We start from the raw sequence: 19153 nt of genomic DNA, 5'->3' as shown, positions 1-19153 counted from the left end.
CGACGCGTCCGTCCTCGCCACGACCGGCCAGAGCCGGGAGAGCTGACGAAGGATCCTGACGGACGCAGACGCGACCGATTCGAAACACAACGTCATCGCGGCCTGGATCGCCACCGAACACGGTGTCGACCCGTGGTGGGCGCAGAACATCACCGTGGACGTCGAGCAGGCCCGACGGGAGTTTCGAAGTCACGGTGTCCCATCGTGTGCCGACGGAACAGGAGGATGCCGTCGCCAGGACCGTCGCATCCGTATCCGCTGCCGTCGATCGCCCGGCGACGTCGGTCAACTCCGGCGGCAGGTACCACCGTCGCGGTGAGCCACGTCGGGTTGGCCGCCGAGGGTAGCATGACCGCTGCAAAGGAGTTCCTCAGGGGCGCTCTGCCGCCTGTGCTGCGTTAGGTTTGTTGCATGACCGCTCCGCTGGCTTCGACCTTCGCCCACGCACGGGCGCCAGGGAAGATCAACGTCTTCCTCAAGGTCGGCGAACTGATGGAGGACGGCTACCACGACCTCGCGACGGCGTTCCAGGCGGTGTCGCTGTACGAGGATGTGCGCGCGTACCCGGCCCCTGACTTCTCTGTGAGTTTCTCGGGGCCAATCGACACATCTTCGCTGTCCGTCGACGGAAGCAACCTAGCCATCAAGGCGGCACGGATGCTGGCGCGCAAATCGGGTTACCGCGGCGGCGTCCGCCTGGAGATCGAAAAACACGTGCCCATCGCCGGCGGGATGGGCGGAGGTTCGGCGGATGCCGCAGCCACCCTGCTGGCCTGTGACGCACTCTGGGGCACCGAGGTTCCCCGCGACGACCTGTTGGCGATGGCCGGAAAGCTCGGCGCAGACGTGCCGTTCGCGCTCACAGGAGGAACCGCCATCGGGACCGGGAAAGGCGACAGGCTCAGCCCGGCGCTGGCGAAGGGTAGCTTCTCCTGGGTGCTCGCCATCGCGGAGTTCGGAATGTCGACGCCGGATGTGTATCGGGCGCTTGATGAACACAGGGAACGGCACGCGCAGGACATCTTCCCGGCGGTTCCCCAGCCGACCGTCGACGCCGAAGTGTTGCAGGCTCTTCGCGCGGGTGACCCGAGACAGCTGGCCGAGGCCCTTCACAACGACCTCCAAGCTGCTGCCCTCCACCTCGCCCCTGGGCTCGGCACCATTCTCGAACTCGGTGAGCAGATGGGAGCCCTGGCCGGGATCGTCTCGGGCTCAGGACCAACCGTGGCGTTCCTCGCCCCGGATGCCGATACCGCGCTCGAACTGCAAGTGAGCCTGAGCGCGTCGCGTCTCAATGTGATCCGTGTCACTGGGCCGGTGCACGGGGCCAGGCTCCTGCACGACTGATGGCGGGAGGTTCACTCCCCGGCGCTTAGGCTTGAGGGGTGGCCCACCTTCTCGGAGCAGAACAGCTCCATCTTGAATACCCGACCCGTGTGATCTTCGATTCCGTCACTGCCGGGGTGAACGAGGGCGATCGGATCGGAATCGTCGGACGGAACGGCGACGGCAAGTCGACGCTGCTCTCCCTCCTCGCTGGGCGGATCGAACCGGACGGCGGTCGCGTCACTCGCCGCCGTGGCGTCACCATCGGCATGCTCGACCAGCGCGACGAGCAGCCGGACGACCTCATCGTGTCGCAGGCGATCGTCGGCTCGGCCGAAGACCACGAGTGGGCGGGAAGCTCACTCATTCGCGATGTCATCGGTGGCCTCATCCAGGACATCCCCTGGCACGCGACCATCGGATCGCTCTCCGGTGGCCAGCGCCGCCGTGTCGCCCTCGCCGCGCTCCTCGTCGGTGACTGGGACGTCCTGTTTCTCGACGAGCCCACCAACCACCTCGACGTCGAGGGCATCGCCTGGCTCGCCGCCCACCTGAAGAAGCGCTGGTCGCCGTCGAGCGGCGGCCTCATCGTCGTCACCCACGACCGCTGGTTCCTCGACGAGGTCTGCACGGCCACCTGGGAGGTGCACGACCGGCTCATCGAACCGTTCGAGGGCGGGTACGCCGCGTACATCCTGCAGCGGGTCGAACGGGACCGGATGGCCGCAGCGAGCGAGAACAAACGGCAGAACCTCATGCGCAAGGAACTCGCCTGGCTCCGCCGAGGTGCTCCGGCACGGACGACGAAACCGAAGTTCCGCATGGACGCCGCGTATGATTTGATCGCCAACGAGCCGGAGCCGCGCAACACGGTTGCGCTCGCCCAGATGGCCACGTCCCGGCTGGGCAAGGATGTCGTCGACCTGCTCGACGCCGGCGTCGTGTACCCGGACCCGGAGTCGGCGACGGGAACCCGGACGGTGCTGAAAGACATCGAGTGGCGGATCGCGCCGGGGGAGCGCACCGCGATCCTCGGCGTCAATGGTGCAGGCAAGTCGACGCTCCTCGGTCTTGTCACCGGCACCGTCACCCCGACCTCAGGCCGGGTGAAGCGCGGCAAGACGGTGAAGATCGCGAGCCTCACGCAGCAGCTCGACGAGCTCAAGGAGATCGAGCACGAACGGGTCTCCACCGTCGTCGGCATGCAGAAGACCTCATATGTGACCGGCGACAAGGAGATGACGCCCGGGCAGATGCTCGAACGGCTCGGCTTCACCAGCGCCCAGCTGTCCACCCCGGTGAAGGATCTCTCCGGCGGGCAGCGGCGCCGGTTGCAGCTGTTGCTCATCCTTCTCGACGAGCCCAACGTGCTCATCCTCGACGAGCCCACGAACGACCTCGACACCGACATGCTCGCGGCGATCGAGGATCTCCTCGACTCGTGGCCGGGAACCCTTCTCGTCGTGTCGCACGACCGGTACCTCGTCGAGCGGGTAACCGATCAGCAGTACGCCGTCCTCGATGGGCATCTCCGGCACCTTCCTGGTGGTGTGGACGAGTACCTCGCGCTCCGCTCAGGGCAGGATGCCGCGCCGCTGATCGCGCCGCTCGCCGCGGACGGCGCGGCGGCCGTCTCGGCAACGCCCAAATTGGGCGGGGCCGAACTCCGGAACGCCCAGAAGGAGATCGCGTCCACCGACCGCAAGATTCAGAAGATGCGCCAGCGGATCGTCGACACGCATGAGCTTCTCGCCACCCACGATCAGGGTGACTATGTGGGACTGGGGGAGATCAACGACCGGCTCCGTGCGTATGAGTCGGACCTGGCCACCCTCGAGACGCGCTGGCTCGAGCTTTCGGAACTCCTCGAGTAGGCGCTTCTAATGTGAAGCATCCGCTTTGCTGTGCCAGGAACGGCTGGACTTCGTCTCTGAGTTCAGCCATTCGTGGCAATGGAAGCGGGCGGACGGCCATTTGTGGCAACGCGAGCGGGCGAGCGGGGCGGGCAAGCGTTTGTAGCGACGCCTACACGCGAGCCACCGCGTAGACACAAAAAAGCCGGCCTCCACGGTTTCCCGTGAAGGCCGGCTTTTCAAAGAATCACATAGTCAGCTGAAGCTGACGAAGCAATAGTTTTAGTTACAGCGGGCGGATGTTCTCAGCCTGCAGGCCCTTGGGGCCCGTTGCGGTTTCGAATTCAACCTTCTGGTTCTCTTCGAGCGAGCGGAAGCCGCTGGAAGCGATGGCCGAGAAGTGCGCGAACACGTCGGCGCTTCCGTCATCGGGAGCGATGAATCCGAAGCCTTTTTCTGCGTTAAACCACTTGACGGTTCCTGTTGCCATGATGATCTCCTTAGGAGTCTTGCGTGGATGACGACTGTCGTCATCCCAAATGCGGCGTACCTGTCCGCTCCTACAAGAAACGGCGGCTCTTCAGATGAAGGAACCGCCGTAAATCAATCACTGCGTAACACTACTACTGCGCTGCCAACACTAACCCACCTGCATCTGAGATGCAAGCGATTTGTGAAATCGGCTGAGTATATGCCGGATCCCGTACTGTAATCGCTTCAGGGAATATGTCGTCGCGTAGTCTCTGAAACATCCCGAGCACATGCTCGTTCTCGTCACGGCTGGGAAGTCGGGCTCAACCCTTCTGGAGGTGCCATGACTGTCACAGCGACCCTTGGTCCCGTACGTAAAACCACCACGCGAATCGACGGACTGGAAAATCCGACCACAACATTCGCCGCTCTACTGAAAACCGTTCGCGAGGCGGGTCTCCTCAAACGCCGCACCGGTTTCTACATGCTCGTGCTCACCGCCCTGGCCCTCGCGCTCGGCGGGCTCGCCACGGGATTCATCCTTCTGGGGGACTCCTGGTTCCAGTTGCTCATCGCAGCCGGCCTCGGCATCGTCCTCACCCAGGTGGCGTTCGTCGCCCATGAGGCATCGCACCGCCAGATCTTCGAGTCCGGACCGGCGAACGACCGCCTCGGCCGCATCCTCGCCGACGGTGTCGTCGGCATCAGCTACGCCTGGTGGATGACAAAGCACACCCGTCACCACGCCAACCCCAACACCGTCGGCAAGGACCCGGACATCGAGATCGACACGATCTCGTTCAAAGAGGAGGATGCGGCGAAGGCCAAGGGGCTGCTCGCATTCATCACCCGGCGCCAGGGATACCTCTTCTTTCCCCTGCTGACGCTCGAGGGAATCAACCTCCACTTCCTCTCCATCCGGACCCTGTTCACATCCGAGACCATCGACAAGCGCTGGCTCGAGTTCACGCTCATCGGGCTGCGCCTGGGTATCTACCTCGCGATCCTTTTCGTGTTCCTGCCGGTCGGCATGGCGTTCGCTTTCCTCGGGGTTCAGATGGCCGTCTTCGGCGTCTACATGGGAGCGTCGTTCGCCCCCAACCACAAGGGCATGCCACTCATCGCCGAGGGCGCGAAGGTCGACTTCCTGTCCAAGCAGGTCCTCACCAGCCGCAACATCCGCGGCAGGGGCATGAGCTACTTCATGGGCGGGCTCAACTACCAGATCGAGCACCACCTGTTCCCGAGCATGCCGCGCCCGCATCTGAAGCACGCTCGCGAGATCGTGATCGAGCACTGCAAGACCATCGGCGTGACGTACACGGAGACAACCCTGGTGCGCTCGTACGCCATCGTCATCGACTACCTCAACCGGGTCGGACTGTCAGCACGCGACCCGTTCGACTGCCCGATGGTCAACCAGTTCCGCAGGCCCTGAGCTGATCGAAAGCATCCCCCACCGCACCTTTTCAGGAGCGGTGGGGGATTCTGCGTTCCTGCGCAAGGTCTTGTGCGGGTTTCGCAACAGCGCAAAGATAGGCACTCCACAAGGGAGTGCACAATGGCCGACTTCACCAATCTGTCACGGCGAACCATTCTTCTCGGCGGCGCCGCCGTCTTCGGCGGAGCGGTGCTCGGGCCGACCCTGTCCGGATGTGCGCCTGCTGGTGCGGGCGGCGCGCGGCCGCTGAAGTTCTGGCACCTGTTGTCCGGTGGCGACGGCATCGTGATGGCCGGTCTCGTCGACGCGGCGAACGCAGACAATCCGGAGTTCCACGCCACCCAGACGGTGCTCGCCTGGGGCACGCCGTACTACACGAAGCTCGCCATGGCATCCGTCGGCGGACGCGCTCCCGACGTCGCCATCATGCATGCGTCCCGCCTGCCCGGGTACGCCCCTGGAGGGCTCCTCGACCCGTGGGACCTCGATCTGCTCGAAGAATTCGGGGTCACGAAGCAAGACTTCCCGCCGCGGATCTGGGAGAAGGGCGTCATCGACGGCGACCTGTTTTCCGTCGCCCTCGACGCGCACCCGTTCGTCATGATGTACAACACGGACATCGCCGAGCAAGCGGGGGTCCTCGGCGACAATGGTCAACTCGCCGAAATCACCTCGCCGGAGCAGTTCCTCGAGGTCGCGACGGCCATGCAGGCGGTCACCGGAAAACACGGCCTGTCGTATGGTTACCTCGGTGACGGGGCGCAAATGTGGCGGCTGTTCTACACGTTCTACAAACAGCTCGGCGCTGAGATGACTCTTGACCCGGGTGAACCGGCGCAGATCGACGAGGACGCAGCCGTCACCGCCCTCGACTTCATCAAACAACTGCTCGACGGCACCATCGCCGCCACCAACGGCGACTACGCCACCGCCGTGGCCGAGTTCGTCAACGGTGAGAGCGGTCTCTTCTTCACCGGGGTCTGGGAACTGCCGACCGCCGTCAACGCCGGCATCCCGTTCGACGCCCAGCCGATTCCGAACCTGTTCGGCACTCCCGCCGCCTACGCCGACTCGCACGCGTTCGTACTGCCGCACCAGTCGGCGCCGAACGAAGCGCAGCGGCGTGAGGTGTACCGTTTCGTCGCGAGCATCCTGAAGGGATCGTTCGACTGGGCCGGTGCCGGCCACATCCCGGCGTTTCTGCCGATCATCGAGTCGGACGGCTACGCCGACCTCGTCCCGCAGGCGCACTACGCGTCAGCCGCCGAGGTGCTCAACTACGACCCGCCGGCCTGGTTCACCGGGTCCGGATCGGACTTCCAGAACTACTTCGCCGAGAACGTTCAGGGTGTCTTCCGCGGCGCCGACTCCGCCGAGGGGGTCCGCGGATTCGTCCGCCGCCTGAACGTGCTCCTCGCCAAACCCAACCCGGTCGCCTGAGTAAGGAGCCTGCAGTGACAACATCGGCAGTCAGCAGCCGGGCACAGGCGCAAGCCGGTCCGGCCGCCGCAGACACGAAACGCGCGAGGCGACGGGCCGCGAACCTCACCGGTTGGGCCTTCTTCGCGCCGTTCGGCGTCTTCTTCGCCCTGTTCCTCGTCTGGCCGATCCTCTTCGGCCTCTACTTGAGCTTCACCGGCACGACGCTCACCGGGGCCGGCGGTGAGTTCGTCGGGTTCGAGAACTACGCGGAGGCTCTTGCCGACGCCGACATGTGGCGCTCCATGCTCAACACGCTCTGGTTCACTGTCCTGTCGACCATCCCGCTCGTGCTCGTCGCGCTCATTATGGCTCTCCTCGTCGACCTGGGCCTGCCAGGCCAGTGGCTCTGGCGGCTGTCGTTCTTCATGCCGTTCCTGCTGGCATCCACCGTCGTCTCGCTGTTCTGGATCTGGCTCTTCAACCCGCAATTGGGCCTGATCAACGAGATGCTCAAGCCGCTCGGTGTCGAACCGATCGCCTGGCTGCAGGACCCGCAATGGGCCATGCACGGCGTCGTCATCGCCACTGTCTGGTGGACCGTCGGCTTCAACTTCCTGCTCTACCTCGCTGCGCTGCAGAACATTCCGGAACAGCAGTACGAGGCCGCCTCGATCGACGGCGCAGGCAAGTGGCGCCAGCTATTCTCGATCACCATTCCGCAGCTCGCGCCGACCACGGGACTCATCGTGATCCTCCAGGTCCTCGCCTCACTCAAGGTCTTCGACCAGATCTACCAGATGACGCAGGGAGGGCCCGCAGGGACCACGCGGTCTGCGGTGGTCTACATCTTTGAGACCGGCTTCACCGGCTACCGCTTCGGATACTCGGCGGCGATCTCCTTCGTCTTCTTCGCCATCATCATCATTATCTCGATCGTCCAGATTCGCCTCACGGCGAGAAGGGGGCCGCGCTCATGACCATCGTCGACACGACAACGGTCGAGGTGCCCGCCCGCACCCAGCAGGCACGTAGACCGGGGGAGCGCCGGTTCGGAGCCGGGCGGATCGCCGCCATCGCCGTGCTCATCCTCATGGCGATCACCTGGCTGCTGCCGTTCGCGTGGGCCATCGTCACGTCGCTGAAGAGCGAGGCGGATGCCGGTGCCACGCCGGTCTCCTGGCTCGCCCCCAACGGCTACACGTTCGAGGCGTACGCTAACGTCCTTGCCGAAGGGAACATCCCGGTCTGGGCGTTCAACAGTCTGCTGACCTCGGCCGTGATCACCATCATCACGGTCGGCACGGCCGCGCTCGCCGCCTACGCGTTCTCTCGACTGGATTTCGCCGGCCGCGGCTGGCTCTACTTCCTCGTCATCGCGTCGATCATCATCCCGCCGCAGGTGCTCATCATCCCGCTGTTCTACGAGATGCTCGCGCTCAACATGGTCGACACCTACTGGGGTCTCATCCTGCCGCAGGTCGTCCACCCCGCCATGGTCTTCATCCTCAAGAAGTTCTTCGACCAGATCCCCATCGAACTCGAGGACGCTGCCCGCGTCGACGGGGCAAACCGGCTCCGGATCTTTTGGACGATCGTGCTGCCGCTGTCGCGGCCGATCCTCTCTGCGGTGGCGATCTTCGTTTTCATCGCCGCCTGGAACAACTTCCTTTGGCCGTTCATCATCATCAACGACACCTCACTCATGACTCTCCCGGTCGGGCTGCAGACGGTGAAGAGCGCCTACGGCGTGCAGTACGCGCAGAACATGGCCATGGCCCTTCTCGCGGCGGCGCCGTTGATCATCCTGTTCCTCTTCTTCCAACGACAGATCATCAAAGGAATCGCCACCACAGGTTTCGGTGGACAGTGACGCCGGCCGGCCGCTGCGAACCGGCACACGAAAGGACACCATGACTCAGGCACGAATCACACTCGCCCGCGACTTCACCGTGGGCGATGTGCCCCGTCGGCTGTTCGGATCGTTCGTCGAACACATGGGACGGTGCGTGTACACCGGGATATTCGAGCCGGGCCACCCGTCCGCCGACGAATCTGGATTCCGGACCGACGTGCTCGACCTGGTCCGCGAACTGGGCCCCACCGTCGTGCGATATCCGGGCGGCAATTTCGTCTCTGGCTACAACTGGGAAGACGGCGTCGGCCCTGTGGACTCCCGGCCCCGCCGTCTGGACGGCGCCTGGCACACTGTCGAGTCGAACGCGTTCGGGCTGCACGAATTCATGGACTGGTCGCGACTGGCCGGAGTCGAGGTGATGCAGGCCATCAACCTCGGCACGCGCGGCGTAGACGCTGCCCGCGAACTGGTGGAGTACGCCAATCACCCCGGCGGCACGTACCTGTCCGACCTGCGCCGGAAGAACGGAGCCGAGGACCCGTTCGACATCCGGCTCTGGTGCCTCGGAAATGAACTCGACGGCCCATGGCAGATCGGGCACAAGACGCCTGAGGAGTATGGTCGCCTGGCCAAGGAAGCCGCAAAAGCCATGCGATACGTCGATCCGACGATCGAACTCGTCGCCGTCGGCAGCTCCAACTCGACAATGCCGACCTTCGGAGAGTGGGAGCACACCGTGCTCAGCCACGTCTACGAAGAAGTGGACTACATCTCACTGCATGCGTATTACCAGGAGGAGAACGGTGACGCCGCGAGCTTCCTGGCCTGCGCGCTCGACATGGATCACTTCATCGAGTCGGTCATCTCCACCGCCGACGCCGTGCGTGCGCGCGGACGGCACAAGAAGCGCATCCACCTCTCATTCGATGAATGGAACGTCTGGTACCAGCGCGGGCTCGAAACCGAGGACCAGCTTCACCGGGTGCAGGAATCCGGTTGGCGGGAGCATCCGCGGCTGATCGAAGACGAATACACGTTGACGGATGCCGTCGTGGTCGGAACCCTTCTGAACTCCCTTTTGCGCCACGGAGACCGGGTGACGATCGCCAATCAGGCGCAGCTGGTCAACGTCATCGCTCCGATCCGAGCGGAGGAAAACGGACCGGCGTGGCGACAGGCGATCTTCTGGCCGTTCGCGCGGATGGCCGCACTCGCCCGTGGCCGGATCCTGCAGGCACATGTGACGAGTGATCGCATGGCCACGGCACAGTTCGGCGATGCGGACATCGTGGATGTCAGCGCAACCTGGGACGAGGAGAACTCGCGGGTGGCCCTGTTCCTGGCCAACCGGAGCCTGGATGATGCGGCCGAGGTGGAACTCGTGCTGAACGGCTTCCGGGCCGAACGCATCGTGCGCGCGGAAGTGCTCGACGCGCCAGACGGAACCGATCGGCACGTCTCCAACAGAAACGGCGACGAGCGGGTGCAGTTGCGTCCTCTGGCCGGAGTGGATGTTGTGAACGGGGGTGTGAAGCTCACCCTGCCTGCGCTGTCATGGGCGGTGCTCGAGCTCGACGTCGCTCTGTGACCACGATTCCGGCGCCTCACGAAAAATCGTGAGAATGCAATCGTGGAGGCGCGCCCGGGCCGTCGCTTCTGTCTCTGTTCCGGAAATCGAAGATTATGAGGGGAAGCGCGTTCCTCGTGGATGATCTGTGACGCCGTGTGACACTTCGCTTCGCAATCGGAAGATTTCCCAGCTATTTTGATGGGGTGCCAGCGCTGACGCGGCGCAGCCTTCCCCCTTTCCGCCTGGGAACACCCGGTGTTTGCGCTGTGCCCGCCCGCCGCCCGGAGGCACGTCCGGCGTCAGAAGAAGGAAACACAGTGAAGAAGTCATCCCTGAAGAAGAGCCTCCTGGCCTCCCTGGCCGTCGTGCCGCTCGCTGCGCTGCTCGTCGGGTGCGCGGGGAGCGCCGAAACAACAGGCGGAGCCGCCGAGAACGAGACCGTCCGCATCGGCGTCGTCGGCGCGAGCGACGAGTACTGGGAGACCTACGTCGAGGCTGCAGCCGACGAGGGTATCTCCGTCGAGATCGTGGACTTCGCCGACTACAACCAGCCCAACCCGGCACTCGCCGAGGGCGAGATCGACCTCAACCAGTTCCAGCACATCATCTACCTGGCCGACTACAACGAGGCCAACAATCAGGACCTGGTTCCCATCGGAGCGACGGCGATCTACCCGCTCGGCCTGTACTCGAGCCAGTACACCGACGTGAAGGACATCCCGGACGGCGCCACCGTGGCGGTGCCCAGCGACCCGACGAACCTGTCTCGTGGGCTGCTCGTTCTCCAGTCGGCCGGGCTCATCGAGCTCAAGGACGGCGGAAGCGCCTATTCCACCCTCGACGACATCGACGCGGGCGCGTCGCGCGTCAAGGTCACCGAACTGGATGCCGCGTTGACCGCAACATCGCTTCCGGATGTCGCAGCGGCCATCGTCAACAACGACTACATCGCCGACTCCGGGCTCGAAGCATCCGAGGCGATCGCTCAGGACGACCCGTCCGACCCGAACGCACTCCCGTACGCGAACATCTTCGCCGCGCGTGCAGAGGACAAGGACAACGCGACGTACAAGAAGCTCGTCGAGATCTACCAGAACACCAAGGCAGTGACCGACGGAGTGGTGGCGGATGCCGGAGGAACGGCTGTCCTGCTCACCACACCGGCGGAGGAGCTCGAGAAGTCCCTCGCCACCGTGCAGAAGCAGATCGCCGAGCAGGGCTGACCGAAACCAGAACCGGGATAGTGGACGGCGCCGGGGGAGACCCCCGGCGCCTGTTCGCGCACACGGACAAGGAACCGCATGAGCATCGTGACATTGACGGACGTCGTCAAGACCTACCCGCCCGCCTCTAGGGGCGGGGCGCCGGTCGTCGCGATCGACTCCGTCAGTCTCGACGTGGAGCAGGGTGACGTCTACGGCATCATCGGCTACTCCGGGGCAGGCAAATCGACTCTGATCAGGCTCGTGAATGCGCTCGAGAAGACAACATCGGGCAGCATCATCGTGAACGGTCGTGACGTCACCACACTGCGCGAGCGGGACCTTCGCGCCGTCCGCGGCGACATCGGAATGATCTTCCAACAGTTCAACCTCTTCAACTCGAAGACGGTCGCGCGCAACGTGGCCTACCCGCTCGAGGTGGCCGGTCGTCCATCGGCCGAGATCCGGCAACGGGTCGATGAGCTGCTCGACTTCGTCGGCCTCGCCGATAAAGCGAGAAACTACCCGGACCAGCTCTCCGGGGGCCAGAAGCAGCGTGTTGGCATCGCCCGCGCGCTTGCGACCTCGCCCGCTCTCCTCCTGGCGGATGAAGCCACGAGTGCTCTTGACCCGGAGACGACCGGTGAAGTGCTCGCGCTGCTGGAACGCGTCAACCGGGAACTCGGCGTCACCATCATCCTGATCACCCACGAGATGGATGTCATCCGCAGCCTCGCGACCAAGGTCGCCGTGATGGACGGCGGTCGCATCGTCGAACGCGGGGACGTCTTCGACGTGTTCTCCAACCCGCAGAACGCCGCATCCGCGCGATTCGTGCAGACGGTGGTGCAGGGCATCCCGACCGCCGCCGAAGTGGATGCGCTGCGCGCACGGCATGCCGGCCGGATCGTCACCTTCTCCTTCCGCGACGGCGACAGCTCGCAGGCGCAGGTGTTTCTTGACCTGGCCGAGGCTGGCGTGGGTTTCGAGCTGGTCTACGGCGGGATCAATGACATCCGCGGGCGGGCATTCGGCCACCTCACTCTTGCGCTCACCGGGCCGAACGCCGCCATCGACGGTGTCCTCGCCCGAATCTCGCAGCGCTCACTCGTGACGGAGGCGAACTGACATGGAACGACTTCTCGACCTCCTTCCCGATCTCGGCGAAGCAACGGTAGAAACTCTCTACATCGTCGTCATCAGCCTGTTCTTCGGAGGTATCGGCGGCCTCGTTATCGGACTGGGCTTGTACACGACGCGCGCCGGCAGCCTGTTCGAGAACCGGGTGGCGTTCACGCTGCTCAACATTCTCGTCAACGTCTTCCGGCCGATCCCGTTCATCATCTTCATCGCCGCCGTCCAGCCGCTCGCCCGGCTGGCCGTCGGCACTGGTATCGGGAACAGCGCGCTGATCTTCGCCATCTCGCTCGGTGCCGCCTTCGGGATCAGCCGGATCGTCGAACAGAACCTGTTGACCGTGTCGCCTGGTGTGATCGAAGCCGCCCGCGCGGCCGGCGCCGGTCCGTTCCGGATCATCCGCACCGTGATCCTTCCGGAAGCCCTCGGGCCGCTGATTCTCGGCTACACCTTCGTGTTCGTGGCCATCGTCGACATGTCAGCGGTCGGTGGCTACATCGGCGGCGGCGGCATCGGCAACTTCGCCATTCAATACGGCTACCGCCAGTTCAATCCGGCGGTGACCTGGGCGGCCGTGCTCGTCATCATCCTGCTCGTGCAGCTGGTCCAGTTCTCCGGGAACGCCCTCGCGCGGAGGATCCTGCGGCGTTAGGGCTCAGCTCCGGTCGAAGCCCATGCTGAGCTTGCGCAGCAGGGCAGCGAGTTTCTGCTGGTCGGCCGATGACAGCGCCGCCAGCATGTCGGCTTCGGCGTCGACGAGGCGGGTGATCGCGGCGTCGACCCGGGTGAGCCCGGTCAGCGTCATCACCACGAGGATCCCGCGACCGTCACCAGGGTCAGCTCTCCGTTCGACCAGGCCGGATGCCACGAGCCGGTCGATGCGGTTGGTCATCGTGCCGCTTGAGACGAGGGTCTGCTGAAGCAACTGCTTGGGACTGAGGGTGTACGGCTCACCTGCTCGACGCAGGGCGCTCAGCACGTCGAATTCCCACGACTCCAGTTTTGAGCGGGCGAAGGCCGTGCGACGGGCCCGATCGAGGTGACGAGTCAGCCGGCCGACCCGGGAGAGCACCTGCAGCGGGGCGAAATTGAGGTCGGGCCGCTCTCGCTGCCATGCCTCGACGATACGATCGACTTCGTCGGTGTCTTCTGGCATGCGTCCATTATGGCTGCGCGGAAGCGGCGATGCGCGCAGCAAGAATCTGGCAGACTGGACTACTGCACGTGAGTGCGGTCCGCCTTAGTGTAATGGCAGCACGGCAACCTTTGGAGTTGTTCGGTCCAGGTTCGAGTCCTGGAGGCGGAGCGGAACGTCCCGGCCTCGGGCCCGGGCGACCTGAACGAATGTGGGCAGTTCGCCCGATCGAATTCCTTGGGGAGAATCGTGCCAGACAACAACCTTGCCATCGTGATCCTGGCGGCCGGCCAGGGAACGCGGATGAAATCCTCGACCCCGAAGCTGCTCCACCCGATCGCCGGTATCCCGCTCGTCGGGCACGTCCTGGCAACGGCCCGCGCACTTGACGCAGCCCACGTCGTCGCCGTCGTACGCCACGAACGGGACCGCCTCGTCAAGGTCATCAGCGAAGAACTGCCCGACAGCATCATCGTCGACCAGGACGAGGTCCCTGGCACCGGGCGTGCCGTCGAGCAGGCCGTCGATGCTCTTCCCGCGAACTTTGATGGTGACGTCCTCGTCGTCAACGGCGACGTTCCGCTCCTCGACGCCGACACCCTGTCCTCACTCGTCGCCCGGCACCGCGAAGCGCGGACCGTCGCGACGCTGCTCTCAGCAGTGCTCGATGACGCCACCGGCTACGGTCGCATCATCCGTGGCGAGTCCGGCGGGCTCGACCGCATCGTGGAACAGAAGGATGCCTCCGACGAGGAGCGTGCAGTGCGGGAGATCAACGCCGGCGTCTACCTCTTCACGCTCGGTGCGCTTCGGGCGCAGCTGGCGAACCTGACAACCGACAACGCCCAGGGCGAGAAATATCTCACCGATGTGGTGGAACTGCTCCGCGCCTCAGGCGGGGACGTCGCGGCGATCCCGGTCGCCGAACCGTGGCTCGTCGAGGGAGTCAACGACCGGGCGCAGCTGAGCGCCCAGGCCCAGCGCCTGAACTCGCTCATCGTCCGCGGCTGGCAGATGGCCGGCGTGACCATTCAGGACCCCGCGTCGACGTGGATCGACCTCAAGGTCAGTCTCGCTCCTGATGTAACCGTGAAGCCGGGGACGCAGCTTCTCGGCGCCACAGCAATCGAGACCGGCGCCGTCATCGGCCCAGACACCACTCTCGTCGACTGTGAAGTGGGCGAAGGGGCTGAGGTGAGGCGCACAGACGCGACCCTCGCCGTGATCGGCGCAGGGGCATCCGTCGGACCGTTCTCCTACCTGCGGCCAGGAACCATTCTCGGCGCCGACGGCAAGATCGGTGCCTTCGTCGAGACCAAGAACGCCCGCATTGGTACCGGGAGCAAGGTTCCGCACCTGTCATACGTCGGCGACGCCGAGATCGGCGAGCAATCGAACATCGGCGCTGGAAGCATCTTCGCGAACTACGACGGAGTGAAGAAGCACTCGTCGGTTGTGGGGTCACACGTACGGACCGGCTCGCACGGCGTCTTCGTCGCTCCGGTTAGGATTGGCGACGGGGCGTATACCGGAGCTGGAACCGTCGTCCGAAAGGACGTCCCGGCCGGAGCGCTGGCGATCACCGTCGCCCCCCAGCGGAACATGGACGGCTGGACAGAATCCCACCGTCCAGGCACGGCGGCAGCGGATGCTGCAGCCCGCGCCAGGCACGCGTCCCCCGAAGAAAACTAAGCACTAACGCCGACCGTGTCGGCAGGAAGCAGGGCTCGTGTCGGGCATCAAAAGCAGCGGAGTGAAACGACTTGTCCTCGTGTCAGGGAGGGCGCACCCGCAACTGGCGCTCGACATCGCTGCGGAGCTCGGCTCCGAACTCGTGCCGACGGATGCACGCACGTTCGCCAACGGGGAGCTCTACGCGCGCTTCGACGAAAGCGTGCGCGGAAGCGATGCGTTCGTCATCCAGTCGCACACCGCTCCGATCAACGAGTGGCTGATGGAACAGCTCATCATGGTCGATGCCCTCAAGCGAGCGTCCGCCAAGCGCATCACCGTGGTCGCCCCGTTCTACCCGTACGCGCGCCAGGACAAGAAAGGCCGCGGCCGCGAGCCGATCTCAGCCCGGTTGGTCGCCGACCTGTTCAAGGTCGCCGGCGCTGACCGCATCATGTCTGTCGACCTGCACGCGGCGCAGATCCAGGGCTTCTTCGACGGCCCTGTCGACCACCTCTTCGCTATGCCCGTGCTGCTGAACCATTTCCGCGAGAAACTCGACCCCGAAACCCTCACGGTCGTATCGCCCGACATGGGACGTGTGCGTGTCGCCGACATCTGGAGCGACAAGCTCGGCGTGCCCCTCGCGATCATCCACAAGCGTCGCGACCCGCTGGTGCCGAACCAGGTCTCCGTGCACGAAATCGTCGGACAGGTCGAGGGGCGGGTGTGCCTCCTCGTCGACGACCTCATCGACACCGGCCGCACGATCGTCCGCGCGGCAGAAGCCCTCAAGGCCGCCGGCGCGATCGGTGTCGTGGTCGCTGCGACTCACGCCGTCTTCAGCGACCCGGCGACCGAGATCCTGCAGAGCGACTTCATCGACTCGGTCGTGGTCACTGACACCCTGCCGATTCCGGACGAGAAGCGCTTCCCGAGCCTCACCGTTCTGCCCATCGCACCGCTGCTCGGTCGCGCGATCCGCGAGGTCTTCGAGGACGGCTCAGTGACGAGCATGTTCGACGGTGCCGCGTAGGCGAAGAGAGCAAGAAAGAGGGCGGGATATCCCGACTATCCCGCCCTCAAAGACCCTCCGGAATATCCCGGCGTCCGGGTGCTCTCACTAGCACCTAAGCGGGGTAACTCGGGGGAGGATCTTCTAATGTTGAGGATAAGTTCGAGCGGTTCCCCTGTACAGGGGGTTGACAGTTCTCGAATTGGTGATCTCAGCCGTTGGAATAGTTTCCGCCGTCGGAAGCGGAGATCCGCGTGCTCTGCTCGATCAGCTCGTCCTCGGAGATCGCGATCCCGGCATCCGCGAATCGCTGGCGAAGTGCTTCGAGAACTTCGGGCTGGTCGTGGCCCGCGAGGTCTGCTTCCTCCTGCACCAGAATTCCCGCCACCTTGTCCTCGAGTGGCTGAGGGTGCTGGTCCTGGATGGGGGAGTCCTGGGTCCGGTCGTCAGTCATGAGTATCTCCTCTACGGTTGGCTTTCCATTGTGCCCCGCCAGGCACCGGATTGAGAGCGCGAGCCGGCGATTCCCAGCCATGCCCCGGGCCCCGGGAAGGCGGTCAATAGAGGAAGATGTCTAACCACTCGCGATTGTGTGCGTGGAGCAGCACGAGGAACAGCACGAAGTCGAAGAGCAGGTGGACGCTGACGATGTACGACAGGGACTTGGTCTGCTTGAAGATCCAACCCTGGACGAGCGCGAACGGGAAGATGAGGAACGGGCCCCAGGAGTGGAATCCCAGTTCCCACAGGAACGAGGTGAAGAGCACCGCCTGAAAGAGATTCGCCTGCCAGTCAGGGAAGTGCCGGCGCAGCAGGGTGAAGCAGGTGCAGATGAAGAAGAGTTCGTCCCAGATCCCGAGTGCATTGGTGCCGAGGAACAGCCGGCCGATCGACGCCGGATCGGATGCCGCCGGCCAGTTCTCGAACACGCCGGTGGGGATCATGTACACCGGCAACAGGAACCAGCCGAGCACGAGCACCGCGATGAGATACCAGAGCTCGACACGGGTCCAGCGTTGGCCGGTGAGCACGGGGAACCGGATGGCATGGTCGCGGTACACGAACCGAGAGACCACGTAGGGCAGGATCACCGCCGCTGCGAGGGCGATGCCCATGACGACCATGTGGTCCCACGAGATATCGGTGTTGATCTCAACGAGGCTGATGATCACGAGGCCTGCCCCGATGAGAAGCAGGTCCTTGGCGAGCGCCCGGTTGACGAGCGCAGCGGCGAGGAGGGCCGCGGCGAGCACGACGTACCCGCCTGGCCGCCAGTGCAGCCCGAAAAGCAGCAGGCCGGATGCCGCCAGGAGTACGCCAGGCAGGAGGTTCCAGCTGGCTGCCCGGCGGGTGTCCGGCAGGGTGATCGGCAGGTTCGTTGTCATGGGGCCTTCCGGGGTGCTGGGGATATATCGAGCGTACCGGCCCGGCCCCTGTTCGACAGGAGGGTGGTGTGCCAGACAGCGGAAATTTCCTTGGGGTCACCCCACCTGTCGGGCGTAGACCGGTGGAGATCCTCCTGGCGGGCGCCGCCGTGAGCAGGGCAGGAGCAGGGGTGGTAACAAGCCGGGCCCCCTTCGGCGCGCGAAGGGGGCCCGGCTGGTGCTGGGGCGGCTAGTGGGCGTCGACGGCCTGGATCTCGCTGCGGTCGCCTGACCACAGCGTGTGGAAGGTGCCTTCGGCATCGGTCCGCTTGTAGGTGTGCGCACCGAAGAAGTCGCGCTGACCCTGCACGAGCGCAGCCGGGAGCCGCTCGGCGCGCAGGCCGTCGTAGTACGACAGCGACGAGGAGAAGGCCGGCGCCGGGATACCGGACTGGGCGGATGCGACGACGACGCGGCGCCAGGCCTCCTGTGCGCCGGCCATCGCGTCAGCGAAGTACGGCGCCGCGAGGAGGAGCTTGAGGTCAGGTACCTCTGCGTACGAGTCGGCGATCCGGTTGAGGAACTGGGCGCGGATGATGCACCCGCCACGCCAGATCTTCGACACTGCGCCGAGATCGATGTTCCAGCCGTGCTCGTCTGCGCCTGCTGCGATGGCGTCGAAGCCCTGCGAGTACGCGACGATCTTCGACGCATAGAGTGCGAGCCGCACGTCTTCGATGAAGGCGTCCTTGTCCTCGACGGTCCAGTCGTCGCTCGGGCCAGGAAGGTCGGATGCCGCCTCGCGCTGTTCGGGGTGCGACGAGAGACCGCGCGCGAAGACCGCCTCGGCGATGCCGGACACGGGTGTGCCCAGGTTGAGGGCGGTCTGAACGGTCCAGACGCCGGTGCCCTTCGACCCGGCCTGGTCGACGATGACGTCGACGAGGGGTTGGCCGGTCTTCGCGTCGACCTGACGGAGGACCTCTGCGGTGATCTCGATCAGGTAGCTCTCGAGCTCGCCGCGGTTCCACTCGGCGAAGACCTCGGCGATCTCGGCGGGGGTCTTGCCCGTTCCACGGCGGATGAGGTCGTATGCCTCGGCGATGAGCTGCATGTCGGCGTACTCGATGCCGTTGTGGATCATCTTGACGAAGTGACCGGCGCCGTCGGTGCCGATGTGGGTGACGCAGGGCTCCCCCTCGGCGATGGCCGCGATCGAGGAGAGGATCGGGCCGAGCGTCTCGTAGGCCTCGGCCGATCCACCTGGCATGATCGACGGGCCCTTGAGCGCGCCCTCTTCGCCGCCGGAGATGCCGGCGCCGACGAAGTTGATGCCGGTCTCACGGACCGCCTTCTCCCGGCGGATGGTGTCGGTGAAGAGCGCGTTACCGCCGTCGACGATGATGTCGCCCGGTTCGAACAGCTGCGTGAGCTGGTCGATGACGGCGTCGGTGCCCTTGCCCGCCTGAACCATGATGATCGCCGTGCGTGGCTTCTGCAGCGACGCGACGAAGTCCTCGATCTTCTCCGACGCGATGAAACCGGCCTCGGGGTGCTCGGTGATGAGCGTGTTCGTCTTCTCCCATGAGCGGTTGTACACCGCCACGGTGTTTCCTTCGCGGCTGGCGAGGTTGCGGGCGAGGTTGGAGCCCATCACCGCCAGTCCGACGACGCCGATGTTGGCCTGGGCC

Annotated in this window: 18 protein-coding genes and 1 tRNA gene; 13 read left to right on the top strand and 6 right to left on the bottom strand. The window is 64.9% G+C overall.

The annotated features are described in order from the left end of the window. Positions 1-193, bottom strand: a 193-nt coding sequence (locus JWP90_RS09630) for a hypothetical protein (protein ID WP_297363119.1), incomplete at its 3' end; no start/stop codon positions are given. A gap of 218 nt (positions 194-411) precedes the next feature. Here JWP90_RS09630 and JWP90_RS09625 point away from each other — a divergent pair. After that, positions 412-1347: a 4-(cytidine 5'-diphospho)-2-C-methyl-D-erythritol kinase gene (locus JWP90_RS09625; protein ID WP_297363116.1), complete on the top strand. Its 936-nt coding sequence runs from the start codon at positions 412-414 to the stop codon at positions 1345-1347. A gap of 38 nt (positions 1348-1385) precedes the next feature. Continuing rightward, the gene (locus JWP90_RS09620; RefSeq protein WP_297363113.1) at positions 1386-3200 is read left to right on the top strand and encodes an ABC-F family ATP-binding cassette domain-containing protein; all 1815 of its coding nucleotides are present in this window, start codon (positions 1386-1388) and stop codon (positions 3198-3200) included. A gap of 265 nt (positions 3201-3465) precedes the next feature. Here the strand turns inward: JWP90_RS09620 and JWP90_RS09615 are convergent, their stop codons facing one another. Beyond that, positions 3466-3669 carry a cold-shock protein gene (locus JWP90_RS09615; RefSeq protein WP_090712708.1) on the bottom strand — a complete coding sequence of 68 codons (204 nt, stop codon included), beginning with the start codon at positions 3667-3669 and terminating at the stop codon, positions 3466-3468. A 324-nt stretch (positions 3670-3993) separates the two neighbouring features. Here JWP90_RS09615 and JWP90_RS09610 point away from each other — a divergent pair, with 324 nt between their 5' ends. The 8 genes from JWP90_RS09610 (at position 3994) to JWP90_RS09575 (ending at position 12929) form a co-directional block, all read left to right on the top strand. Beyond that, positions 3994-5088: an acyl-CoA desaturase gene (locus JWP90_RS09610; RefSeq protein ID WP_297363101.1), complete on the top strand. Its 1095-nt coding sequence runs from the start codon at positions 3994-3996 to the stop codon at positions 5086-5088. 123 nt (positions 5089-5211) lie between these two features. Then, positions 5212-6531, top strand: a complete 1320-nt coding sequence (locus JWP90_RS09605) for an extracellular solute-binding protein (protein WP_297363097.1) — start codon at positions 5212-5214, stop codon at positions 6529-6531. 14 nt (positions 6532-6545) lie between these two features. Next, positions 6546-7490, top strand: a complete 945-nt coding sequence (locus JWP90_RS09600; RefSeq protein ID WP_297363095.1) for a carbohydrate ABC transporter permease — start codon at positions 6546-6548, stop codon at positions 7488-7490. Then, complete coding sequence (locus JWP90_RS09595; RefSeq protein ID WP_297363092.1) at positions 7487-8383, top strand: carbohydrate ABC transporter permease; 897 nt, start codon at positions 7487-7489, stop codon at positions 8381-8383. The genes JWP90_RS09600 and JWP90_RS09595 overlap by 4 nt, the downstream gene beginning before the upstream one ends. A 40-nt stretch (positions 8384-8423) precedes the next feature. Continuing rightward, positions 8424-9956 (top strand): alpha-N-arabinofuranosidase, encoded by a 1533-nt coding sequence (locus JWP90_RS09590; RefSeq protein WP_297363090.1) that lies wholly within the window; start codon positions 8424-8426, stop codon positions 9954-9956. A 299-nt stretch (positions 9957-10255) separates the two neighbouring features. After that, entirely contained in the window at positions 10256-11161 is a 906-nt protein-coding gene (locus JWP90_RS09585; protein WP_297363088.1) for a MetQ/NlpA family ABC transporter substrate-binding protein, read from the top strand. Between the two features lie 78 nt (positions 11162-11239). Then, positions 11240-12268: a methionine ABC transporter ATP-binding protein gene (locus JWP90_RS09580; protein WP_297363086.1), complete on the top strand. Its 1029-nt coding sequence runs from the start codon at positions 11240-11242 to the stop codon at positions 12266-12268. A gap of 1 nt (position 12269) precedes the next feature. Next, a complete protein-coding gene (locus JWP90_RS09575) occupies positions 12270-12929 on the top strand; it encodes a methionine ABC transporter permease (protein WP_297363083.1) in 660 nt (219 codons plus the stop codon). Positions 12930-12932: 3 nt separating this feature from the next. On the opposite strand, the gene JWP90_RS09570 is transcribed toward JWP90_RS09575, so the two are convergent. After that, positions 12933-13433 carry a MarR family winged helix-turn-helix transcriptional regulator gene (locus JWP90_RS09570; protein WP_297363081.1) on the bottom strand — a complete coding sequence of 167 codons (501 nt, stop codon included), beginning with the start codon at positions 13431-13433 and terminating at the stop codon, positions 12933-12935. 78 nt (positions 13434-13511) lie between these two features. On the opposite strand from JWP90_RS09570, the gene JWP90_RS09565 reads away from it, so the two are divergent. The 3 genes from JWP90_RS09565 (at position 13512) to JWP90_RS09555 (ending at position 16119) form a co-directional block, all read left to right on the top strand. Then, positions 13512-13583, top strand: a tRNA-Gln gene (locus JWP90_RS09565). Between the two features lie 78 nt (positions 13584-13661). Further along, entirely contained in the window at positions 13662-15104 is a 1443-nt protein-coding gene (gene glmU / locus JWP90_RS09560) for a bifunctional UDP-N-acetylglucosamine diphosphorylase/glucosamine-1-phosphate N-acetyltransferase GlmU (protein ID WP_297363078.1), read from the top strand. A gap of 37 nt (positions 15105-15141) precedes the next feature. Next, positions 15142-16119: a ribose-phosphate diphosphokinase gene (locus JWP90_RS09555; protein ID WP_297363075.1), complete on the top strand. Its 978-nt coding sequence runs from the start codon at positions 15142-15144 to the stop codon at positions 16117-16119. Positions 16120-16309: 190 nt separating this feature from the next. Here JWP90_RS09555 and JWP90_RS09550 read toward each other — a convergent pair whose 3' ends face one another. From JWP90_RS09550 to gndA, 3 genes are all read right to left on the bottom strand, one after another. Further along, the gene (locus JWP90_RS09550) at positions 16310-16552 is read right to left on the bottom strand and encodes a hypothetical protein (protein WP_297363072.1); all 243 of its coding nucleotides are present in this window, start codon (positions 16550-16552) and stop codon (positions 16310-16312) included. A gap of 103 nt (positions 16553-16655) precedes the next feature. Then, positions 16656-17483 (bottom strand): CPBP family glutamic-type intramembrane protease, encoded by an 828-nt coding sequence (locus tag JWP90_RS09545; RefSeq protein WP_297363070.1) that lies wholly within the window; start codon positions 17481-17483, stop codon positions 16656-16658. 229 nt (positions 17484-17712) lie between these two features. Then, entirely contained in the window at positions 17713-19140 is a 1428-nt protein-coding gene (gene gndA / locus JWP90_RS09540; protein WP_297363122.1) for an NADP-dependent phosphogluconate dehydrogenase, read from the bottom strand. Between the last annotated feature and the right edge of the window lie 13 nt (positions 19141-19153).

This window comes from Mycetocola sp. (assembly GCF_025464835.1).
Taxonomy (GTDB): Bacteria; Actinomycetota; Actinomycetes; order Actinomycetales; family Microbacteriaceae; genus Mycetocola_A.
The sequence above is the reverse complement of the archived record's forward strand: the minus strand, read 5'-3'. Positions and strand labels throughout refer to the sequence as shown.

Coding starts and splice junctions, on each gene's coding strand:
- JWP90_RS09545 (WP_297363070.1), bottom strand. CDS start 17,483: ATGACAACGAACCTGCCGATCACCCTGCCGGACACCCGCCGGGCAGCC.
- JWP90_RS09615 (WP_090712708.1), bottom strand. CDS start 3,669: ATGGCAACAGGAACCGTCAAGTGGTTTAACGCAGAAAAAGGCTTCGGA.
- JWP90_RS09580 (WP_297363086.1), top strand. CDS start 11,240: ATGAGCATCGTGACATTGACGGACGTCGTCAAGACCTACCCGCCCGCC.
- JWP90_RS09610 (WP_297363101.1), top strand. CDS start 3,994: ATGACTGTCACAGCGACCCTTGGTCCCGTACGTAAAACCACCACGCGA.
- JWP90_RS09605 (WP_297363097.1), top strand. CDS start 5,212: ATGGCCGACTTCACCAATCTGTCACGGCGAACCATTCTTCTCGGCGGC.
- JWP90_RS09590 (WP_297363090.1), top strand. CDS start 8,424: ATGACTCAGGCACGAATCACACTCGCCCGCGACTTCACCGTGGGCGAT.
- JWP90_RS09625 (WP_297363116.1), top strand. CDS start 412: ATGACCGCTCCGCTGGCTTCGACCTTCGCCCACGCACGGGCGCCAGGG.
- JWP90_RS09570 (WP_297363081.1), bottom strand. CDS start 13,433: ATGCCAGAAGACACCGACGAAGTCGATCGTATCGTCGAGGCATGGCAG.
- JWP90_RS09595 (WP_297363092.1), top strand. CDS start 7,487: ATGACCATCGTCGACACGACAACGGTCGAGGTGCCCGCCCGCACCCAG.
- JWP90_RS09550 (WP_297363072.1), bottom strand. CDS start 16,552: ATGACTGACGACCGGACCCAGGACTCCCCCATCCAGGACCAGCACCCT.
- JWP90_RS09575 (WP_297363083.1), top strand. CDS start 12,270: ATGGAACGACTTCTCGACCTCCTTCCCGATCTCGGCGAAGCAACGGTA.